This window comes from Legionella spiritensis, from assembly GCF_900186965.1.
GTDB classification, from domain to species: domain Bacteria; phylum Pseudomonadota; class Gammaproteobacteria; order Legionellales; family Legionellaceae; genus Legionella_C; species Legionella_C spiritensis.
The window spans coordinates 300,655-318,689 of the sequence record NZ_LT906457.1; the positions used below are offsets into that span (position 1 = coordinate 300,655).

The window sequence follows — 18,035 nt, forward strand, 5'->3', positions numbered from 1 at the left end:
TGCGGCCGTATTGCGGGTTTGATGTGTCAATTAGCCCCATTTGACGCTGGGAAAATTTTGGTTCACGGCTAGTACTGTTTCCATTTAATTTTGCCAGGTTAACTGTCATTCCCGCGAAGGCGGGAAACCATTTCTGATGTGGCTCAGTGCTTGATTCAGTATGGATCCCCGCCTTCGCGGGGATGACAAAAAGACAAACATTCTGAGCAAGCCAACCAGTCAAAACCAAATGGAAATGGTACTAGCTGACATACCCTATTTTCGAGCCAATAATAATGTGCAGTAACCGTGTCTTTCCTTTTTAGCAGGGAGTAGTGTGAAGCCGATTTCTTCCAGCATGTTTCGGTACTCTGCTTCCGTTTTCATGACATGCGCGTCAAAATCATCGTTAAAAATATGGCGGTATTCGCACGAGAGGCACAAATCATTATTGTCGTCCTTCAGGGTTTCGCATATGGCTACCAGGCCGCCTTTTTTCAAGGCGAGATAAGCCATTCGTAACAGTTTTCTGTTGTGATGCTCATTCCAGTCAAACAGAACCCGCGCAAACAAAATACAATCAAATCCCAAGGGAAAGGAATCGTTTGTAATAAAATTCCCTTCAATGACATCGATCCGGTGACTTAATCCGTGGGATGCTATTTTTTTCCTGGCCATTTCCGCCGATATTGGCAGGTTATAAACGGCGGCTTTTAAATGAGGATGGGCGGATGCAAACGCGCAGGCCATAGTGCCTTCGCCGCCGCCAACGTCCAGGATGTTGGTCACCTTGTTAAAATCGAGGTTATCCAGTATACACTGTGTGGTGATGTCTGCTGTTTTGGTCATCCATTCTTCAAGCCATACTGCTTGTTGCGCCGATTTTGGAGGCCAGGGGGCGGTTGTTTTGATTTTGCCGTAACGCAACACACCGGTTAAATTCTCATTGGCAGTGACTGCCCAGATATTATAAAAAAACTTCATGGCCCACCAACCGTCGCTACGGATGAGTCGCTGGAATTCTTCAGGTAATTGATAAGCCGGTTGATGGTTCTGGTTACTCACTTTTATTAAAAAATGCTCGGAGCAAAGGAGATGCAGCCATTTTTTGGCTCTAATGGGCATCAATGCCAGTTTTTCTATAATCTCTTGTTCAGAGACGCAGGTTTTATGTTCAAATAAATCAAACAAGTTGAGACGAAACATGGCTTCCACCAGTTTAAGACGCGCTCCGTCAGCGATGAGGGAAAAATAATTCGCGTAGAACCTGCTATTGTATTGTTTTTTTTCAGGTGGTGGCGTGATTGCCGTAGATGCGTTTTGATGCTCATCATTACTTTGTTTCGAGAACCATTTTTTAAGCCAGGTCATTATCAAACATCTTTGAATATAGTGATATTATCGAGAATATAAAAGAAAGGAAATACTGTCAAAATAAGGGAACAATCCTATTTTTCTCATGATACTCTGAAAATCGGTAACCATTTGGATAAAGCATTCAATTTCAACTAAATTTATGATTAGGGGCTCTCAATGTTTCATTTTACACCGGAAAATGGCAGTCAGCCCTGATGGTGATTGTATCAAAGCAGAATAGGAGTGTTGTTTCAATGCAGGTCAAGAATGAGTTAGCCAGGAAGTTACTTGACGCATTATTTTCTCCCGAGTCTCACTTTTCATTGACGGATGGCGTCAACCTTATCAATAAAGAGCGGTGTCGTGATAAAATCAGGCAGTATATCGACTGGCTTAATCAACTGGATGTTCATTCGGCTGTCATTATCAGCACACCCGGCATTGAAACCTTGTGCCTGTGTTACGCGCTGGTGATCAGCGATAAAACCTATATTCCTGTACATACGTCCACATCCCCGGAATTACTGCAAAGATATCTGAATGATTACCAAATTGATTTGTTGCTGGTTGAACCGGGGCTGGCAAGTCACTGTGACCATGAATTGAGAAATCGGTTGGTTGAGGAAGAGGATAGAAGTTTTTATTATTATCGGCCCTTGCAAAGGCACCAGACGTTTTGTCTTTCCCCTGGTATTGTTTTTTTTACTTCCGGGACAACCGCACAACCCAAAGCGGTTCATTATCATTATGCTACACTGCTGAGGTATATAGTATGGTGTGTTGATGAGTTTAATCTGAATAATAAAGACCACGTCCTGTTTACCACGGAATTGTCATTCGTGGCTTCGCTAAGACCATTATTTGTGCCTGTGCTGTCAGGAGCAAATGTCGTATTTGCGAACAATTTCTCCGCTAATAAATTGCAGTTGTTCGTCAATACGCTTGTTCAAAATGAAATTACCGTATTGAATGTCACGGCAACACTGTTCAAAATGTTATTGCGCCATATTGAAACAAGTGGATTCATCTCCGCTATGACATCGGTTCGTCTGGCATTATTAAGTGGAGAACCCCTTGATCTTCAAGACATCGATTTATGGTTCGAGCGCATAAAACAGGACACCATTTTTTACAATTTATACGGAGCAACAGAATGCCTGGTTCCATTTTATAAAAAAGTCACCGGATCTCTTTTGGAAAAGGAGCGGCTTCATTTAGGGCAATTGCGGGCAGGGTGTTCCTATAAATTATTACCGAGTGCCAAGGGTTATGAATTGTATGTTGCAGGCGATATATCCACCTCCTATCTGGATCCAGCATTAACCCAAAGCAGATATATTACCGTTGAAAATCAGCGCTTTATTAAAACTGAGGATATTGTCGAACGGTGTGATCGGGAACTGTTTTATATCTCACGAGCACAGCGAATCGTCAAGCGTTATGGTCAGATCGTGAATCTGGACCAGATTGAATACATTTTAAAAAAAAGCCGGAACCATTTAAATTTCATTACGTTTACAAGTGAGGATAAAAATAACATTTATCTGCTCATTTGCGGTGCACCGGAAAGCGATGAATTATTAAGGCATGTGAAGCAGACATTAAAGCAACATCTCCCGGGGTATATGCACCCCTGCGAGTATTTTTTTTCCAGAGAACTCCCGCTTACCTGCAGCGGCAAGATAGATTACTCCACTATTAAAAAAGCGTTTGTTCGCGAACCGATATCCACCATATATGATTATTTCAAACGATTTTTCCGGGACAACAGGGTGAATGCAGAGGCCAGAATAGTTGATCTCGGGCTTGAATCCATAGACTACATGGACATGGCAGAAGCATTCTGGCAGTTAACCGGAAAATGGCTGGATGTGTCAAAAATTACTGATGACATGATCATTGCAAATATCGCTTCTTGTCTTGTGGATCACAATGTCACACCATCCGGTTTTCGTGATGTCGTGCAGCTCAATACGATTCGACGCGGTTTGTATGAACACGAATTACAGGGAGCTCGTCAGGACGGTCATTATATTACCACCTCTTTTGCCCTCAAGGGGGAGATCAATATTAACCGGTTAGAGCTTGCGATTGCCGCAACGATTGCCAATCATTTTATGCTGAGCAGCAAGCTGGTGCTGATTGATGACGATTATTATTTCGCGCGTACCACGATGCAAACAGGCTTCAGGCTTCGAGCACCTGTTTTCCCCGGCCGAAATGCGATTGGTAAATTAAAAACCTGTATCCATGCCGACAGGCTGTTTAATGCCTACATACAAAAGAGAAAAGGGCAGTATTTTTTGATTATGGCTTATCATCATATTGTAATTGACGGTTGGTCAACAATGATGATTCGCGAAGAAATTTTTCGAAGGTATGACGGTGCTTATAAAATAAAATCCTTAAAACAGGTGGAGGAGATTGAGCATTTAAATCAAGCGAATCAAATATGGCCGGCTGATCCAAAAAATATAAACAAATTAAAATCAATGTTGTCGCCTATTGATCCGGAAGAATATAATCGGTTGGATCCTTTTTTTAACGGCAGTTTGTGTAAAAAACATACTATTTTTTGTGTTAATAAAAATAATATGGATGAGTTCGCCCGTAGCAATCAAATTCAGGATTTCCCTTATAGCGTTTTGTTTTCTCTTTTGCTGCATCGGATTATTTCGCAGCGATCAGGTGTTAAAAAGCTGTATTTTTATATGAGTTTTTCCAATCGAAACTTTCCCGTCCCCGATATTAAAGAACTAATCACTAATCTGGCGACAGGATTGCCTGTTTTTTTTGATAGCAAGAATCTGTCAGCACAAGAGCTGGCGAGGCAAATGCAAGATATTCTGACCTGCTATTTTAAAAACATGAGCTATGGCGCTATCACTGAAATTTGGCAAAAAGAATTTATCCAGCAACGCATCCTATTGCCTCGGGATATCCCTTATATCATTGTTTATACATACATAAATAAAATTGTAGACGATGACTACGTCCAAAATCATTATATTGATTGGCTCTCATCGGAACAAGATGTCAATTTTAAAAAGAAGGGTGTCATTTTTTTAAGAGTCTATAATATGGGGTCTTATTTTGTGATTAATATGGATAGTCAAATGAAAAAAGGGTTGCATAACTGTTTGATTGAAGATTTGCAGAAATTTTTGCCCCCAAAGCCTGAATAATTGATGAACTCTGATGATTAACAAAAATAAATGGAGCCGATTGAATGACTGGATGACGCAGCTTCAGATTCATGAGGATGATGTTGTTGAGAAATTTATTATCGGCAGCGGAAAAGGCGGTCAGAATTTACATAAAACAGCCTCTACCGTGTATTTGCATCATCTGCCTTCCGGAATTGAAATAAAATGTCAGGAAAGTCGGAGTCGTGAAGAAAACCGGTATTTTGCTCGCTTACGGCTCTGTGAAAAACGGCATGCGATGATCAGCCATGAACAAAGCAGGGAACAGCAGAGAATTGCCAGATTAAAACGTCAAAAGAAAAGACGCTCCAGACGTGCCAGGCAAAAGATGCTTGATGAAAAATCAAAGCAGGGTCAACGGAAACAGGCTCGTCAAAAGCCGCAATGGGATGAATAAATCCGGGCCAGGAAAGACGTTAAGTTGCTTTCTTGGCCCGATTGCAAGAATTGCGGGTTACTTCCTGTGTCGCTTGAACGCGTAATAGACAACACCCAATACAAAACCATAAACAAGATGGCCAACCAGAGGCGGAATATTTTGTTGTATGGCCGCGATATTCCATTTGGAAAAGAGTGGTTCCCCCGCTGAAAAATACGGCAGGAAGGTCATGGGGCCGGCAACCCACATACCAAAGCCAAACAGCAGTCCCATTATGATAGCCCAAGCCCAGGAGTGGATGAGCCAGCCGAAAATCAGGACAAAGGCGATACCGCTGACAATACTCACTATCGCGTGAACCAGAAAGCCTCCCGTTTTAGTGGGCATGTTGATCATGCTTCCCAGAGTTTCCAGCATGCCACCCATGTATAAAAAGAAAGCAAAAACAATACCGGCAATAATACCGGAAATGGCACCTTGCCAAAGACATCGACTCACACGCATAGTCCGCTCCTTGCTTTAAAAACACGCCCCAGGTTATTCAAACCAGATTTTCCATAATAGCCGAAAGGTTTTTATGGTGAATTTGTCCTGTTTTTTCAAACGCTTCACTATAAATGTTCCGCTTCCGCCCGCGCCATTATATTATCTGCTGTAACCGACAGAAACAAGACGGCGTTCAATTTCTCTGTTTCATTGGAATCATTGCTATCCATTGACTGATTTTTCTGATTCGTTCTTCCCGCGCCCCCCAAAGCTCCATTAATATCGGCGGGTTTTTTATCGACAACAGGCCAAATTTGTTTTCAAAATAAATCTGTTTAAAAAAATCATCCACCTCTCTTCGGTAGGATTCGTCTACAGGTCGTATGCCGTCGTCTTCAATGGCGACGGGATGCTTGTCGTTGATAGACACAAAAACCAGCAAATCAATAAAGGCAAGCGCTTCTTTCACCGGCTCGATGAGGCTTTCCACGAACTTCTTGTCCAGGTCGGTTTTTTGATAGTGTTCGGTGTATAGGGAGTAGGCAATATAGTCAACTGGAGAGCGGTCAAAAATAACCTTGTCCGTGGGCTTGCAATATTGTTTGACACGACTGATGTTTTGATACAATTGAATGCCGTTGCAAAATCGTGTTGAATCCTTGCCAAATTTAATGTCGTAATTGTCTCTTAACGCTCTGTAGGGTTCTTCTTCCCGGATATAGTCCGGATAAGCCTTGATAAAATCCCATACGAAGGTACTTTTCCCTAGGGAATGTGTTCCGGAAACGGCAATACGCATCTCATCTCCCGCGCAGTCTTATTTTAGGTTCTGTGAACAAAAATTTTCACAGCTGCAATTGCCCACATTTTCGTTCTGCGAAAAACTTTGTTCGCAGAACCTAAAGATAAGTATAGACTTAATAATTTAAAAACAGGTTCAGTGACAGGGAATGGCCCGTATAATTACTGGAACCTGATCGGACGATGACTTGATTAAGATAACCTATTTCCATAAGAATATTTTTGCCTGGTTTATAACCCAGGCCGACAAAAAATCGATTTTGATCCATGCCCTGATTGTTGTTGTTATTAAAATTATTAAGATGGATGAAAACCTCGTCGCTGGAGATGAAATTAAATTTTGATTGCGGTTGTAGTGGAATCTCTATTTTGGCGAGCTGTCGGAAACGCCAGGCTGTATGGACGGCATTTTGAATAAACCGTTGCTCCAGACGGGTTCGTCCGATGAATTTCAGGCGCGTAAAATCCCTGCTCCATAAAAATTGTTGCCAGATGCGGTTTTCATCGAAGGAAGAGGACGCAAAAGGGAATGTGGTGTAAATCCAGGCATAACCCAGCCAGAGACTGCTATGCGATGAAAGAACATAACCGATGCCGGGTCTGGCGAGCATTTGCGACAGACGAGAGGCGTTGCTGCCAAATCGTTCCTGAGTCTCCAGCCAGTATTTTATTTTATGGTTCAGGTGTCCTGTTGTCGTGATGTTGCTCCAGATCTGGTAGTCGTGTGTGGGCAACGCGTAAATTGGCCTTATCATGATTAAGGCCAACATCGCCAGGCAGATGCGTTTGAAGAACATATCGTGTTGTTTCCTTTTGTAAATGTAGCCTCAGGTATGCTCTGAAATCAATCGCAGTATTGCACTCGGCAAGACGGTGTCAGGAGAGAGGGGCACGGCTTCCTGACCGGACATGACTTGATTGAAAGATACCGCTATCGCAATTTTCTGATTGGGTAGCCACATCATCAAGGTCTTGTAGCCGGCGGTCCCTCCCGAATGCCACCAGATGGTGTCAAGATTGGCGAAAGTCGTTTTACAGGCTTGAATACCTAACCCATAGCCCGTTGTATCCACGCCGTTGACTTGCGGCAGCGGTTGGCCGCTCTGTATGGATACGAGTTCCGTCAGGCGGGCGAAACTTTGAGGTTGCAGGATTTTTCCGCTGAACAAGGCTCGAATCCAGTTAGTGAGATCGTACGTGTTTGATACCAGGCCGCCGGCGGAGTTCATCCACGACAGACTGTAATCGGTGATATCAAGAGGTTGATCAGGGGAAAAGAAATAATAACCATGGATTATTCTTTGGCGGATCTCCTTTGAGCAGAGGTGCGGCACAAAAAAAGTATTATTGAGCGGCACACGCAAATTATCATGCAACGTGTCATTCAGCAGTATATCCAGGGGCTTTCGGGTTATTTTTTCCAGAATTTTGCCCAGTAACACATACCCTGTATTGCTGTAATGCCATCCTGCACCCGGCGCGAAATAAGGCGAATTTTGTGCAGCGTAATGAATCAGGGTGTCCGGTTTCAGATAAGTGTCAGGGTTGGCAAGGAGAAAATGCCTGAACTCCTCCGAGTCGGTGTAATTATAGATCCCGCTGGTATGGTTTAATAACTGTCTAATGGATACGTCAGCCCAGTCCGGGTATTCGGGAAGCCATGTTCCCAGCTTGTCGTTCAGGGAGAGCGCGCCGCGTTCCTCCTGTTTCAGGATCATGGCGGCTATAAAGGATTTGGTCAGACTGCCAATTTGAACCAGGCTGCCGATATTCGCGGGAATGCCGTTTCCGGTTTCCGTTTCACCGCTGTTAAATAGTCTGGGAGCCGTTTCCCCGGGAAAACTGACCGCCAGGGTGATGGCGCCAATATGGTTGGCAATTCTGAATTCGTCAATCAGGTGCTGAAATTCCCCGTTTTTAACAGGGGAAATAGCGGTGCAGGCGGAAGTATAAAATAAAAACAGTGTGATAAAAGAGAAGAATACAATCTTGTTTCTCATGGACAATCCCTGTTGTTATTTCAATAGCGTGGCAAGGCCATATCGCATCAATCCTGCCGCGATTAAATTGAAAAAAAGCATAAGGCTACAACAGATAACGGTCACTGACAACACGTCATTCAATAACCAGTATGCGCTGTCTCATCAAACGGTATGTTCGAGTCAAAACCGGGCCTGTACGTACGATAAATTGAACACTTAGTTTTGTTATTGTATAGTGTCGCCATGGAAATTTCATTCGTGGTTGTTGTGAATGCCTGGCCCGTCAAACAGATTTAATGTTGTATTTCTTGGTTCACATGAGGCAGGCAAGTCTGCGATTGTCAATAGAATTTGTCGTGATGAATTTCATGAAGAATACGAAACGACCATGGGTGCCATGTACCATACTTCTTTCAGGGAAAATATGCAGTTTTGTATCTGGGATGTCGGTGGTAGTCCGAGATCACAGTTCATGTGGCCGACTTTTTTAAAAGATGCAAAATTATGTATTTATTGCTTCGATTTATCTTCTTATTTGTCGAATCAAGGTGAAATTGCCAGGCATATTGCCCAAATAAAGGCGAGTTTCATTGATAAGGAAACCACGCTTTGGCTGGTGGGAACCAAACGCGACCGGACCACTGATCAAATAAATATTTCCGTAATCTGTGAGCAATTGGCGCATACAGGGCCTGTTTTCCTGGTCTCCGCCAAATCCGGAGAGGGTATCGGGCAACTTGTAAGCAGCATGTGTCAAAAGGCTGTTGCGCCATTGCATCAATCCATCCAGAAATTGCGACGCGCCACTAAAAATCTCCCGGAGGAACAAGCCAGCAATATTTCACACGAGATCGACGAATTAATGCGGAATCTGCAATCCCCGGGCACCCTTGAATCCAGGCAGGATGCCATTGTCTCCTTCCAGGATAATTGTCGTCATCATGTAGCGAACGCTGCCTCTACCGGTCGAAAACAGGTCTTGAAAGCGGTCTCTTTTGTAGCCGTGTCGGCACTGGTGACGCTTATCGCCGCCATGACAGGGTTTGCCATTGGTTTTGCCGCCGGGATCTGGACAGGACCCGGTGCTTTTATCAGTGGTGTGTTAGGCGCTAAAGCGGCGACCGTAGTGGTAATGAGTATCAGTGGTGCTATAGGGGTTGGCGCGGGATTGTTAACAACCCAAAGTTTGTTTAAACCACCATCTGACACAATTATGGCTGTAGAGGATACTGCAAGGAATGCAAGGATCCAGACGGTTATATAGCTACAGCTTGATTGACATCATTAAAGCGCGGATCGCCCGTGTCAGCAATCATGTGCATGCGATAGTCACGACACCCCGCTATAACAGAGAAGGGTATGTTATTGTGAACGCTGCCGTAATTCCTCCATTTTTTGTGCGGTTGCAACGCCTTTTACGGGCAATCCTGTTGGGTCTAATAATCCTACTTGCACAAGAACGCTCGCCTGATCCCAGTAAATATGCTCATGTGTGACCTTGCCATCAGCGAATCCGACGATAACAACCAGAGGAATAGCGACTTTTTTTCCGGTGGGTGGCATATTCGGCAACATCCAGCCTATCTCTGTCGTGTGCGTAAATTTAAAAATGATTTCATCGACCAGTTGATGTTGATCTATGGTCCGTGAAACAGGAATCATTTCTGTATCCGGTGGAAAAAATTTTTCGGCGGGAATGAGGCTGCTGTAAAATTGCCGGACACCTTCCAGCCCTGTCCCTCCTATGGTGGTAGGGATGTTATTGATATGAGGGGACTCGGTCATGGTTGCCAGCGTCGTATCCAAATCCTTTTGCAGTTCGGCATGCACATGCTGGTTAAAGGCATCGAGAAGCGCTTGTTGCTCCGCTGATAATAGGGTCATGCTTCCGGTCCATCGCTATATCCTGTTATTCTCAGGTTAGCGTATATTCTTGCAGTTTGCTGCCGGCTAGTACCCCTTCCATTTAGTTTTGACAGGTTGGCTTGCACAGAGTGTTTGTCTTTTTGTCATCCCCGCGAAGGCGGGGATCCATACTGAATCAAGCACTGAGCTACATCAGGAATGGTTTCCCGCCTTCGCGGGAATGACAGTTAACCTGTCAAAATTAAATAGAAACAGTACTAGTTGATTAGGCGATATATCAACAGGGCCGCACGTTGCGTTTGCATGGTCAACGAGCTCACCTGTAGTTTTTCCTTCACCGAATGTGCCCCCGTGCCAATGGGGCCAAGGCCGGCCAGGCTGGCATCCACCAGGGATGCGACGTAAGAGATATCCCCGGCACCTCGTAAACCCGGATCCAGCGGTTTGACGGGGCCATATCCCAAATCATTACTGATTTGGCTATAGAGATTTAATAATTCCTGATTTTTTGCCGTGGGCGGCATGGCGGGGATCCCTTCTTCAAATTGAATGGACGCCGTGGTTTCCGGTAAGTGGTTGTTGACAATGGCGGCGATGCGTTGTTCCGCTTTGGCTCTCTGCTGATCCGATATAAACCGTAAGTCGCCTTCGGCAATGGCCACTTTGGCGATGATATTTTTTCTTCCTGACGCCGTACCCTGGATACTGTCAAATTTTGTTTTGTCGCCGCCAAGAATCAGGCCGGGGTTAAAAGACAGATAGGTCTCTGTGGATAATTCATTGCGCATGTCGTTCAGGATGCGGTTTATTTCAAAAATAGCACCGTATCCTCCCGAATTTTGGAAGATTTCAGACGAGTGGGCGTCCTTGCCACTCGTTTTAAGCAGCCAGCCGCTGACGCCTCGTCGGGCGATAGTGGCCGTATCCGCAGAGAGCGACCATTCAAAATCCAGGGCGACATCGCTTTGCTTTGCTGCGTCTATCAGAGATTTTCTTGATGTCGCAACGGGTTTGCCGGCGTCTTCTTCGTCACCGCTTAGCACAATCGTGATGGTGGCGTCATCCAGGGCATGGGCCTTATGCAACGCTTTTAAGGCATAGAGCATGACCACGTCCCCGCCTTTGTTATCAATAACGCCGGGGCCGGTGGCCAACTCGTTGTTATGGCGAACGAATTGCTGGAATGGATTATTGGCCGAAAACACCGTATCCAGATGACCAATCAGGAGAATTTTTTTGCCTTTTGAACCCTGGCGGGTGGCGACAAGACTCCCTGCCCGTTTCATGCTGGCCGGTGGATTGACCCATTGTGTGCTAAAGCCCAGTTGTTTTAATTCGGTACGTAATTGTTCGCCAACCTGATGAATACCGGCCTTGTTGTCCGTACCGCTGTTGATATCAACCAGCTGTTCGAGCAGGGATAGTTGCCGGGAAGCCTGTTCTGTAACGGTTTTGGTGATTTCCTGTTCAATGGCAGTCAACTCCGCCGCTTGAGCGGCGGGCAGGAAACCGGGTAACAGGACAGACAGGAAAAGAAAAAGAGCCGGTTTGTTATTTGTCATGTTCATCAAAACCATCGTGAGTAATAAATGGTGGAACTCTATCACAGGTAGCGATTTTTCAACAACCTACATCGAATTATCATCAAATTGTTTCACGCGGAATTTGTTTTTCCACTCCAGATCAACGGTGCCGGAACTTAAGCGGTTTAACTGGTTATCCACGGCTACCCGATTGTCAAATACAAAGCAGCTGCCAACCCACAAGGATTGTTCTTCCGGCATGGATTCCAGATAACTTAATATCCCCCCGTCCAATTGATAGACGTTTTCAAAACCTAATTGTTTCAGATAAGCGGTGGATTTTTCACAACGGACACCGCCTGTGCAGCACATAGCTATTTTTTTGGTTTTTTCACCCATTAAATGGGTGCGAACGTATTCGGGAAAATCCCGGAAGTTAATCGTTTTGGGGTTGGTGGCGCCTTTAAACGTGCCTAACTCAATTTCATAATCGTTGCGTGTGTCTATGACCAGGACGTCTTCCTCGCTAATCAGTTTGTTCCATTCTTCCGGTTTGACATGCACACCGGTGTTTTCCACCGTATCAACACCTTCGACGCCCATGGAGACGATTTCCTTTCGTAATTTGACTTTGGATTTATCAAACGGATTGGAATCATTATCGTTTTCTATAAAACGAATATTAGAGAACGCCGGCTGGACATTTCCCAGCAAAGCCTTGTAGCGATCTATATTTTCTCTTGTGCCGCAAAAGCTGCCGTTGATTCCTTCACTTGCCAGGATCAGGGTGCCTTTGATGTGGCACTGGATCATGCCATCCAATAAAGGTTGCCTCAGTAACTCATAATCCGGAAGCGGGGTGAATTTATAGAAAGAGGCGACAATGTAAGGGTTTGTTTTTTTTTCTGACTGATTCATGACAACGTCTCATCAAATGCTATAGGTACTATGGCCATTATTTTATTACTTTTTGAACAATCAATACATAGGATATGTGCCATTTTTTAAAACAAAGGGACGGAATATGCCGCTTGGGAGACGTTCAGGAATCCTGAAATATGGTTGAATTTTAATGTAAACTATCACCCTGGCCAAATCACTGATTTACCTGGTAGTCCTTGCAATTGGTTTGAAACTTATTGAAAATATCCAACGCCGAAGCGTTCCAACAGCTATGCACAGGTTGACAAGCTGTCTGGGGAGAAAACTACGAGTACAAGGAGATCTGTGTGAAGGATTATAAGCAATTGCGTAAGGAGTTTTCCGACTTGTTACAGCAAAATCTCTGGGATGCACTGAATTGCAAGGCTTTGAACGAACAGGAGCGGTTAAAAAAAATTAAACTGGCTCAGGATGGCGTCAGATTTTTACAGTCGATTGACGAATTGAGAAGCATTTATTACAAGCAAAGCAAGGTGGTCGAGCAACTGCTGGAAGCAGGGGTTCAGACTTTGCAATATCCCACGGAAGATAACCTGGGGTTATTCAGTGCTCATGCCTATCGAGTCACAAACGTCCTGATCGAGCGGCCGCGTGTGGGATTTTTTGCCGCCACCAACCTTGTTGCAGACACGATTGCAGCCGGGGTTGGAGCAGGATTTATGTTCTATGGTCTTGCGGTTTTGGGAGGGCTTTCCGCTCTGGCGCTGGGACCTTTCGGCGGTTTGGCGGTAGCGCTTGTCATGTTGATTGGTGGTGCCGTTATTACCTCGGCGGCCATTGTCGAGGGCCGTAATAATATTCGTTTGTGGCGAGGTAGTCAGGTCAGTGACGTAAACGATTTTGTGGCCGCGGCCAGGGATGTTATTGTGCCTGAAGTCAAGCAGGAGGTAATCATGATGCCTCAGCAATCGGAGGAACTCCCGCCGTATCCGGTTTATCTTGGGTATCCGGTTTATACAGGATATACCTCGTAATAATCGGGCAGGAAGGTTTTTTTTCATGTAAAATACCTCCTTGTTTTCCTATACCCCAATAAAAATGGAGCAGGTAAGCGATGCCATCATTTGATATTGTTTCGGAAATTAATGAAGTAGAACTTAAGAATGCCGTGGACAACGCGGTGCGTGAGATGGGAACCCGTTTTGATTTTCGCGGGGTGCAATCCAGTATTGATATGAAGGAAATGACGATAACGCTTAAGGCGGAATCGGATTTTCAGGTGCGGCAACTGGAGGATTTGTTCCGCAATCACTGCACCAAACGGGGTGTCAGCACGTTTGGTGTGGATATGGAAGATGAGCCCGTGCACAGCGGTAAAACCTTTTCACTGAACATGACGTTTAAACAAGGCATTGATCAGCCGACGGCCAAAGATATTGTCAAGCTTATTAAAGACAGCAAATTGAAAGTACAGACCTCTATTCAAGGTGATAAAGTCAGGATAACCGGTAAGAAAAGGGATGATTTGCAAGATACCATCGCCTTGCTGAAAAAGTCCGATATTAAAATGCCCTTGCAGTTTGAGAACTTCAGGGATTAGTACCAAAAATACTCTTTTTGGTCTATTATAAAACATATAGGTGATGGCTCCTCCTGGCTGAACCAAAATCAAATTTCGGATTCGGAGATTGATTTGCGGGGTGGTGTGCATTCCTGGAATTTTAGGAAAACCTTAAGCCTGGCATAGATCGCCACAATAAGTCTAAGTTACGGCTCAGAGACTCAGGAAGTCGTTGCCTGCCTTGTCACTAGGTTCACAGAGCCTAGGCTCTGTGAACAAAAATTTTCTTCACACCATTTTTTGCGAAAAAGCAGTAGCCCGTAAGGAGGCCTGCGGCCGTATTGCGGGTTTGATGTGCCACTTATGAACGTTTTCCCGCATTACGGCTTCGCCTTCATGACGGGCTACAAGACATTATTATTTGCTTCACGGAACTTAAGTTCTATACCCTTGTCGTATGCAAATAATTCCGGTGCCTGCGTATTGGGTTGCCAGACTGGCAACCCAATACACAAAAAATCAACCAGTCAAACCCTTTTTACAGTCTGAAATAGATAAATACCCGGAACCTCGAGTATGTTGATATTTCAAGTCCATAAAACCATCTATTTGTAAATATAATGATCATATTTTATACTTAATATACCATTTTTTTGCTGGGATGCGATCATGAAAACGTTTCTGTTGTCCATGGCGGTTTTGATATCGGCGTTTATGATGAGCAGCTGCTCGGTCACGACCGCCACCTATTCTCCCGGCTATAATAGTGATTATGTGTATTCAGTCGGTTATTATGGTTACAAGCCTTATTGGAGGAATCGTTATTATTGGGGAGCAGGTTGGGGTAACCCATACGGGTACAGTAACAGCACAACCTATTATGGCAGTTATTTTGGTCCGGGTTGGTAAGTAAACAGAAGTTTCGTCGTAGCGATATGAGCCTCCTGGCCTTGTTGCGGCCAGGAGGCTCTGCGCGAATGAAAAAAAGCCGCTGTTCTGGAATGAACAACAACCATAGTAAACAGAGGCTTATTCCTTTGCACGCGATACGTAGTCTCCGGTACGCGTGTCCACTTTTATCAATTCGCCGGTTTGCACAAAAAGCGGTACACGAACGACAGCTCCTGTTTCCAGGGTGGCCGGTTTGCCGCCGCCACCGGAAGTATCCCCTTTTAATCCGGGATCGGTTTCCGTGATGGCCAATACGACAAAATTAGGCGGAGAAACCTGAATGGGTTCATTATTCCATAAAGTGACGACACAGATGTCCTGTTCTTTTAACCATTGTGCCGAATCGCCAAGCGTTTCGGTGGCGATGGCGTATTGTTCAAACGTGTCAGGCACCATGAAATGCCAGTGTTCGCCATCGTTGTACAGGTATTGCATTTCAGCATCAGCAACATCGGCTGAAGGGAGCGTTTCGCCGGATTTGTAAGTTCGCTCAACGACGCGCCCCGTTTTCAGGTTGCGAATTTTAACGCGTGTGAAAGCCTGCCCTTTTCCGGGTTTGACAAACTCGCAATCGACGATGCTGCAAGGCGCGTTATCGATCATTACTTTCAAACCGTTTTTAAATTCGTTGGTGCTATAGATAGCCATTCGTGCTCCGCAGTTGAGATTTGGTTTTATTTTCGCTAAAGTTCACGCAGTTTACCAATTTTGTACATTTAATGCGAGATGCTTCGGTGAGTTGGCAAAAAATTCTGGCGCAAGGTTTTGCCTCAACGGATGAGCTTCTTAAGTATCTGGATTTACCTGCCGATCCGGCTTGTGCTGCGGCAGAGAGGCAATTTCGGACTCGCGTGCCACGAGGGTTCGCCGCTCGCATGCAACCGGGTGATCCCTGTGATCCTCTGTTGTTACAAGTGCTGGCTGTGAGGGCGGAATTGCAGGATGTCTCCGGGTATGAATCGGATCCCTTGCAAGAGGGAAAAGCCAATCGGGTACAAGGATTAATTCATAAATACCCGGGAAGGGTATTGTTGACGGCGACGGGTGTGTGCGCAATCAATTGCCGTTACTGCTTTCGTCGCCATTTCCCATACCATGATAATAACCCCGGCCGTGAAGGATGGCGCGTGGCGCTGGATTATATTCGCGATAACCCGTCGATTCATGAAGTGATTTTAAGCGGGGGTGATCCGCTATTGGCTTCCGACAGGATGCTGAGCGAATTGACGGCGGCTCTGAGTGATATTGCTCATGTACGCACCATCCGTTTTCATACCCGCATTCCGGTGGTGTTGCCGGAGCGTATTAATTCATCATTTCTTGCATTATTACGGCAAATACCTTTACGCAAAGTCGTGGTTATTCATTGTAATCACGCGCGGGAAATTGATAATTCCGTGCGGGATGTCTGCCTGGCATTGGTGGAGACGGGATGTCACTTGCTGAATCAATCCGTACTTCTTAAAGGCGTTAACGACGATGCGGACGTGTTGGCCGAGTTGAGCGAGGCGCTTTTTGATTGCCGGATATTACCCTATTATTTACATCTTCTGGATAAGGTAGCCGGTGCGGCCCATTTTGATGTCCCCAAAGAGCGTGCCCTGGCAATTTATCGCCGGTTGCAAACCTTGCTCCCCGGTTATCTGGTACCGAAACTGGCCAGGGAAGAACCCGGAAAACACCACAAGACGTTAATGATCTAGGGCGTGTCCTCATTCTGTTTCGCGAGCTAAAAGTTGGGATAATTTAGCGCAAATTGCAGATTGAATGAGGAGAATAGCCAGCCCTGTTTGACGAATTCAAACTGTAATTTGAGCAAATTAGTACAGGTTTTAGTCGTGAAACAGAATGAGGACACGCCCTAGGTTCCGTGAACAAAATTTCTAACGCATCCATATCAGCGCTCCGGCAAAGTGAATAAACCCTAAGAATGCTGAAATGGTTTTATCGAAACGTGAAAAAACCCTGCGGAAATGCTTTATTTTTGAGAAAAAAGTTTCGATTAAGAACCGCTCTTTATAGACCTCGTTATCAATTTTTCTTGGACATTTTACATGCTTTCTCGATGGGATCACCGGACAACAATTATGACTCTTCAGGGAGCTAATGAATGGCTGTGAATCATATCCTTTATCAGCAAGTACTAATGTATTGCGCTGTTCTTTTAGCAATTCAGCCGCTTGAGTAATGTCGTTTCTGTGTCCGCCTGTTAGAGTAAATCGAATAGGGTTACCTAACCCATCAACCACAGCATGTATTTTGGTAGTAAAGCCCCCTTTACTACGGCCCAGTGCCTGAGCTTCGTTTCCTTGTTTGCTATAGCCTGATGCGCAAGCATGAGCACGCACAATCGTTGCATCGATCATAACGGCCTGATCATCAATATCACTGACTGAACACATTAATTCAGACCAAATGCCTCGATCAGACCAAGCTTTATATCGTCTGTGAACCTGGCGCCAATGCCCATAATAATCAGGAAGAAGACGCCATTGACATCCCGTCCGCAATATATACCAAATCCCTTCTATAAATCGGCGCAATCTCTTTTCTTCTTGTGTATGAAGACCTTTTATTCCTCGCAAAAAAGAATAGAGTCGGTTCCATACTTGCTCTGATATGTTATTATTCATTTTGGCAGTTTTTTAGTGATTTTTCGACGGCAAATCGTATTTCACTATAGAAACTGCCTTTTTTTCAACTAATTAGAAATTTTGTTCACGGAACCTAGGTTCTGTGAACCAATTTTTTCCGATCGAAAACAAAGCAACTATTGTTGCGCAACAAATAATAATGTCTTGTAGCCCGTCATGAAGGCGAAGCCGTAATGCGGGAAAACGTTCATAAGTGGCACATCAAACCCGCAATACGGCCGTAGGCCTCCTTACGGGCTACTGTTTTTTCGCAAAAAATGGTGCGAAGAAAATTTTTGTTCACGGAGCCTGGTACTGTTTCCATGTAATTTTGCAAGATGGTGTTGAACATTGTGCTCTATTTTTGTGTCATCTCCGCGAAGGCGGGGGATCCATTTTTATAATGGCACGCGCCACCAGATAGTTGGAT

The 18,035-nt window shown here is 44.8% G+C and carries 17 protein-coding genes; 7 read left to right on the forward strand and 10 right to left on the reverse strand.

The genetic code is table 11. From position 1 onward, the window contains the following. Positions 1–255: 255 nt before the first annotated feature. On the reverse strand, positions 256–1,350 hold the full coding sequence (locus tag CKW05_RS01425; protein ID WP_058483259.1) for a methyltransferase: 1,095 nt from the start codon (positions 1,348–1,350) through the stop codon (positions 256–258). 239 nt (positions 1,351–1,589) lie between these two features. Here CKW05_RS01425 and CKW05_RS01430 point away from each other — a divergent pair, with 239 nt between their 5' ends. Both CKW05_RS01430 and CKW05_RS01435 read left to right on the forward strand, forming a co-directional pair. Then, the gene (locus CKW05_RS01430; protein WP_231950656.1) at positions 1,590–4,520 is read left to right on the forward strand and encodes an AMP-binding protein; all 2,931 of its coding nucleotides are present in this window, start codon (positions 1,590–1,592) and stop codon (positions 4,518–4,520) included. A 13-nt stretch (positions 4,521–4,533) separates the two neighbouring features. Then, complete coding sequence (locus tag CKW05_RS01435; protein WP_058483257.1) at positions 4,534–4,938, forward strand: peptide chain release factor family protein; 405 nt, start codon at positions 4,534–4,536, stop codon at positions 4,936–4,938. A gap of 57 nt (positions 4,939–4,995) precedes the next feature. Here CKW05_RS01435 and CKW05_RS01440 read toward each other — a convergent pair whose 3' ends face one another. The 4 genes from CKW05_RS01440 to CKW05_RS01455 all read right to left on the reverse strand — a co-directional run bounded on the left by CKW05_RS01440 (position 4,996) and on the right by CKW05_RS01455 (position 8,207). After that, positions 4,996–5,424, reverse strand: a complete 429-nt coding sequence (locus CKW05_RS01440; protein WP_058483256.1) for a hypothetical protein — start codon at positions 5,422–5,424, stop codon at positions 4,996–4,998. A 175-nt stretch (positions 5,425–5,599) separates the two neighbouring features. Beyond that, entirely contained in the window at positions 5,600–6,205 is a 606-nt protein-coding gene (locus CKW05_RS01445; RefSeq protein WP_058483255.1) for an AAA family ATPase, read from the reverse strand. 118 nt (positions 6,206–6,323) lie between these two features. Next, the gene (locus CKW05_RS01450) at positions 6,324–7,004 is read right to left on the reverse strand and encodes a DUF2490 domain-containing protein (protein WP_065238390.1); all 681 of its coding nucleotides are present in this window, start codon (positions 7,002–7,004) and stop codon (positions 6,324–6,326) included. Positions 7,005–7,034: 30 nt separating this feature from the next. After that, positions 7,035–8,207: a serine hydrolase domain-containing protein gene (locus CKW05_RS01455; RefSeq protein WP_058483254.1), complete on the reverse strand. Its 1,173-nt coding sequence runs from the start codon at positions 8,205–8,207 to the stop codon at positions 7,035–7,037. Between the two features lie 253 nt (positions 8,208–8,460). Between CKW05_RS01455 and CKW05_RS01460 the strand changes: the two genes are divergently transcribed. Next, on the forward strand, positions 8,461–9,453 hold the full coding sequence (locus tag CKW05_RS01460) for a GTP-binding protein (protein WP_058483253.1): 993 nt from the start codon (positions 8,461–8,463) through the stop codon (positions 9,451–9,453). A gap of 98 nt (positions 9,454–9,551) precedes the next feature. Here CKW05_RS01460 and CKW05_RS01465 read toward each other — a convergent pair whose 3' ends face one another. From CKW05_RS01465 to trhO, 3 genes are all read right to left on the reverse strand, one after another. Beyond that, a complete protein-coding gene (locus tag CKW05_RS01465; protein ID WP_058483252.1) occupies positions 9,552–10,073 on the reverse strand; it encodes an ester cyclase in 522 nt (173 codons plus the stop codon). A 239-nt stretch (positions 10,074–10,312) separates the two neighbouring features. Further along, positions 10,313–11,617, reverse strand: a complete 1,305-nt coding sequence (locus CKW05_RS01470) for a M20/M25/M40 family metallo-hydrolase (protein ID WP_058483308.1) — start codon at positions 11,615–11,617, stop codon at positions 10,313–10,315. Positions 11,618–11,683: 66 nt separating this feature from the next. Continuing rightward, positions 11,684–12,496 (reverse strand): oxygen-dependent tRNA uridine(34) hydroxylase TrhO, encoded by an 813-nt coding sequence (gene trhO / locus CKW05_RS01475; RefSeq protein WP_058483251.1) that lies wholly within the window; start codon positions 12,494–12,496, stop codon positions 11,684–11,686. A 311-nt stretch (positions 12,497–12,807) separates the two neighbouring features. On the opposite strand from trhO, the gene CKW05_RS01480 reads away from it, so the two are divergent. The 3 genes from CKW05_RS01480 to CKW05_RS15275 all read left to right on the forward strand — a co-directional run bounded on the left by CKW05_RS01480 (position 12,808) and on the right by CKW05_RS15275 (position 14,930). After that, positions 12,808–13,494 carry a hypothetical protein gene (locus CKW05_RS01480; protein ID WP_058483250.1) on the forward strand — a complete coding sequence of 229 codons (687 nt, stop codon included), beginning with the start codon at positions 12,808–12,810 and terminating at the stop codon, positions 13,492–13,494. A gap of 80 nt (positions 13,495–13,574) precedes the next feature. Beyond that, complete coding sequence (locus CKW05_RS01485) at positions 13,575–14,060, forward strand: YajQ family cyclic di-GMP-binding protein (protein ID WP_058483249.1); 486 nt, start codon at positions 13,575–13,577, stop codon at positions 14,058–14,060. Positions 14,061–14,690: 630 nt separating this feature from the next. After that, entirely contained in the window at positions 14,691–14,930 is a 240-nt protein-coding gene (locus tag CKW05_RS15275) for a hypothetical protein (protein WP_126339403.1), read from the forward strand. 120 nt (positions 14,931–15,050) lie between these two features. Here CKW05_RS15275 and efp read toward each other — a convergent pair whose 3' ends face one another. After that, on the reverse strand, positions 15,051–15,620 hold the full coding sequence (efp, locus tag CKW05_RS01490; protein ID WP_058483248.1) for an elongation factor P: 570 nt from the start codon (positions 15,618–15,620) through the stop codon (positions 15,051–15,053). Between the two features lie 71 nt (positions 15,621–15,691). Here efp and epmB point away from each other — a divergent pair, with 71 nt between their 5' ends. Then, the gene (gene epmB, locus CKW05_RS01495) at positions 15,692–16,675 is read left to right on the forward strand and encodes an EF-P beta-lysylation protein EpmB (RefSeq protein ID WP_095140683.1); all 984 of its coding nucleotides are present in this window, start codon (positions 15,692–15,694) and stop codon (positions 16,673–16,675) included. A gap of 180 nt (positions 16,676–16,855) precedes the next feature. On the opposite strand, the gene CKW05_RS01500 is transcribed toward epmB, so the two are convergent. Next, on the reverse strand, positions 16,856–17,605 hold the full coding sequence (locus CKW05_RS01500; protein ID WP_058483223.1) for an IS5 family transposase: 750 nt from the start codon (positions 17,603–17,605) through the stop codon (positions 16,856–16,858). Positions 17,606–18,035 lie beyond the last annotated feature (430 nt).

Coding starts and splice junctions, on each gene's coding strand:
- CKW05_RS01425 (WP_058483259.1), bottom strand. CDS start 1,350: ATGACCTGGCTTAAAAAATGGTTCTCGAAACAAAGTAATGATGAGCAT.
- CKW05_RS01430 (WP_231950656.1), top strand. CDS start 1,590: ATGCAGGTCAAGAATGAGTTAGCCAGGAAGTTACTTGACGCATTATTT.
- CKW05_RS01435 (WP_058483257.1), top strand. CDS start 4,534: ATGATTAACAAAAATAAATGGAGCCGATTGAATGACTGGATGACGCAG.
- CKW05_RS01440 (WP_058483256.1), bottom strand. CDS start 5,424: ATGCGTGTGAGTCGATGTCTTTGGCAAGGTGCCATTTCCGGTATTATT.
- CKW05_RS01445 (WP_058483255.1), bottom strand. CDS start 6,205: ATGCGTATTGCCGTTTCCGGAACACATTCCCTAGGGAAAAGTACCTTC.
- CKW05_RS01450 (WP_065238390.1), bottom strand. CDS start 7,004: ATGTTCTTCAAACGCATCTGCCTGGCGATGTTGGCCTTAATCATGATA.
- CKW05_RS01455 (WP_058483254.1), bottom strand. CDS start 8,207: ATGAGAAACAAGATTGTATTCTTCTCTTTTATCACACTGTTTTTATTT.
- CKW05_RS01460 (WP_058483253.1), top strand. CDS start 8,461: ATGCCTGGCCCGTCAAACAGATTTAATGTTGTATTTCTTGGTTCACAT.
- CKW05_RS01465 (WP_058483252.1), bottom strand. CDS start 10,073: ATGACCCTATTATCAGCGGAGCAACAAGCGCTTCTCGATGCCTTTAAC.
- CKW05_RS01470 (WP_058483308.1), bottom strand. CDS start 11,617: ATGACAAATAACAAACCGGCTCTTTTTCTTTTCCTGTCTGTCCTGTTA.
- trhO (WP_058483251.1), bottom strand. CDS start 12,496: ATGAATCAGTCAGAAAAAAAAACAAACCCTTACATTGTCGCCTCTTTC.
- CKW05_RS01485 (WP_058483249.1), top strand. CDS start 13,575: ATGCCATCATTTGATATTGTTTCGGAAATTAATGAAGTAGAACTTAAG.
- CKW05_RS15275 (WP_126339403.1), top strand. CDS start 14,691: ATGAAAACGTTTCTGTTGTCCATGGCGGTTTTGATATCGGCGTTTATG.
- efp (WP_058483248.1), bottom strand. CDS start 15,620: ATGGCTATCTATAGCACCAACGAATTTAAAAACGGTTTGAAAGTAATG.
- epmB (WP_095140683.1), top strand. CDS start 15,692: ATGCGAGATGCTTCGGTGAGTTGGCAAAAAATTCTGGCGCAAGGTTTT.
- CKW05_RS01500 (WP_058483223.1), bottom strand. CDS start 17,605: ATGAATAATAACATATCAGAGCAAGTATGGAACCGACTCTATTCTTTT.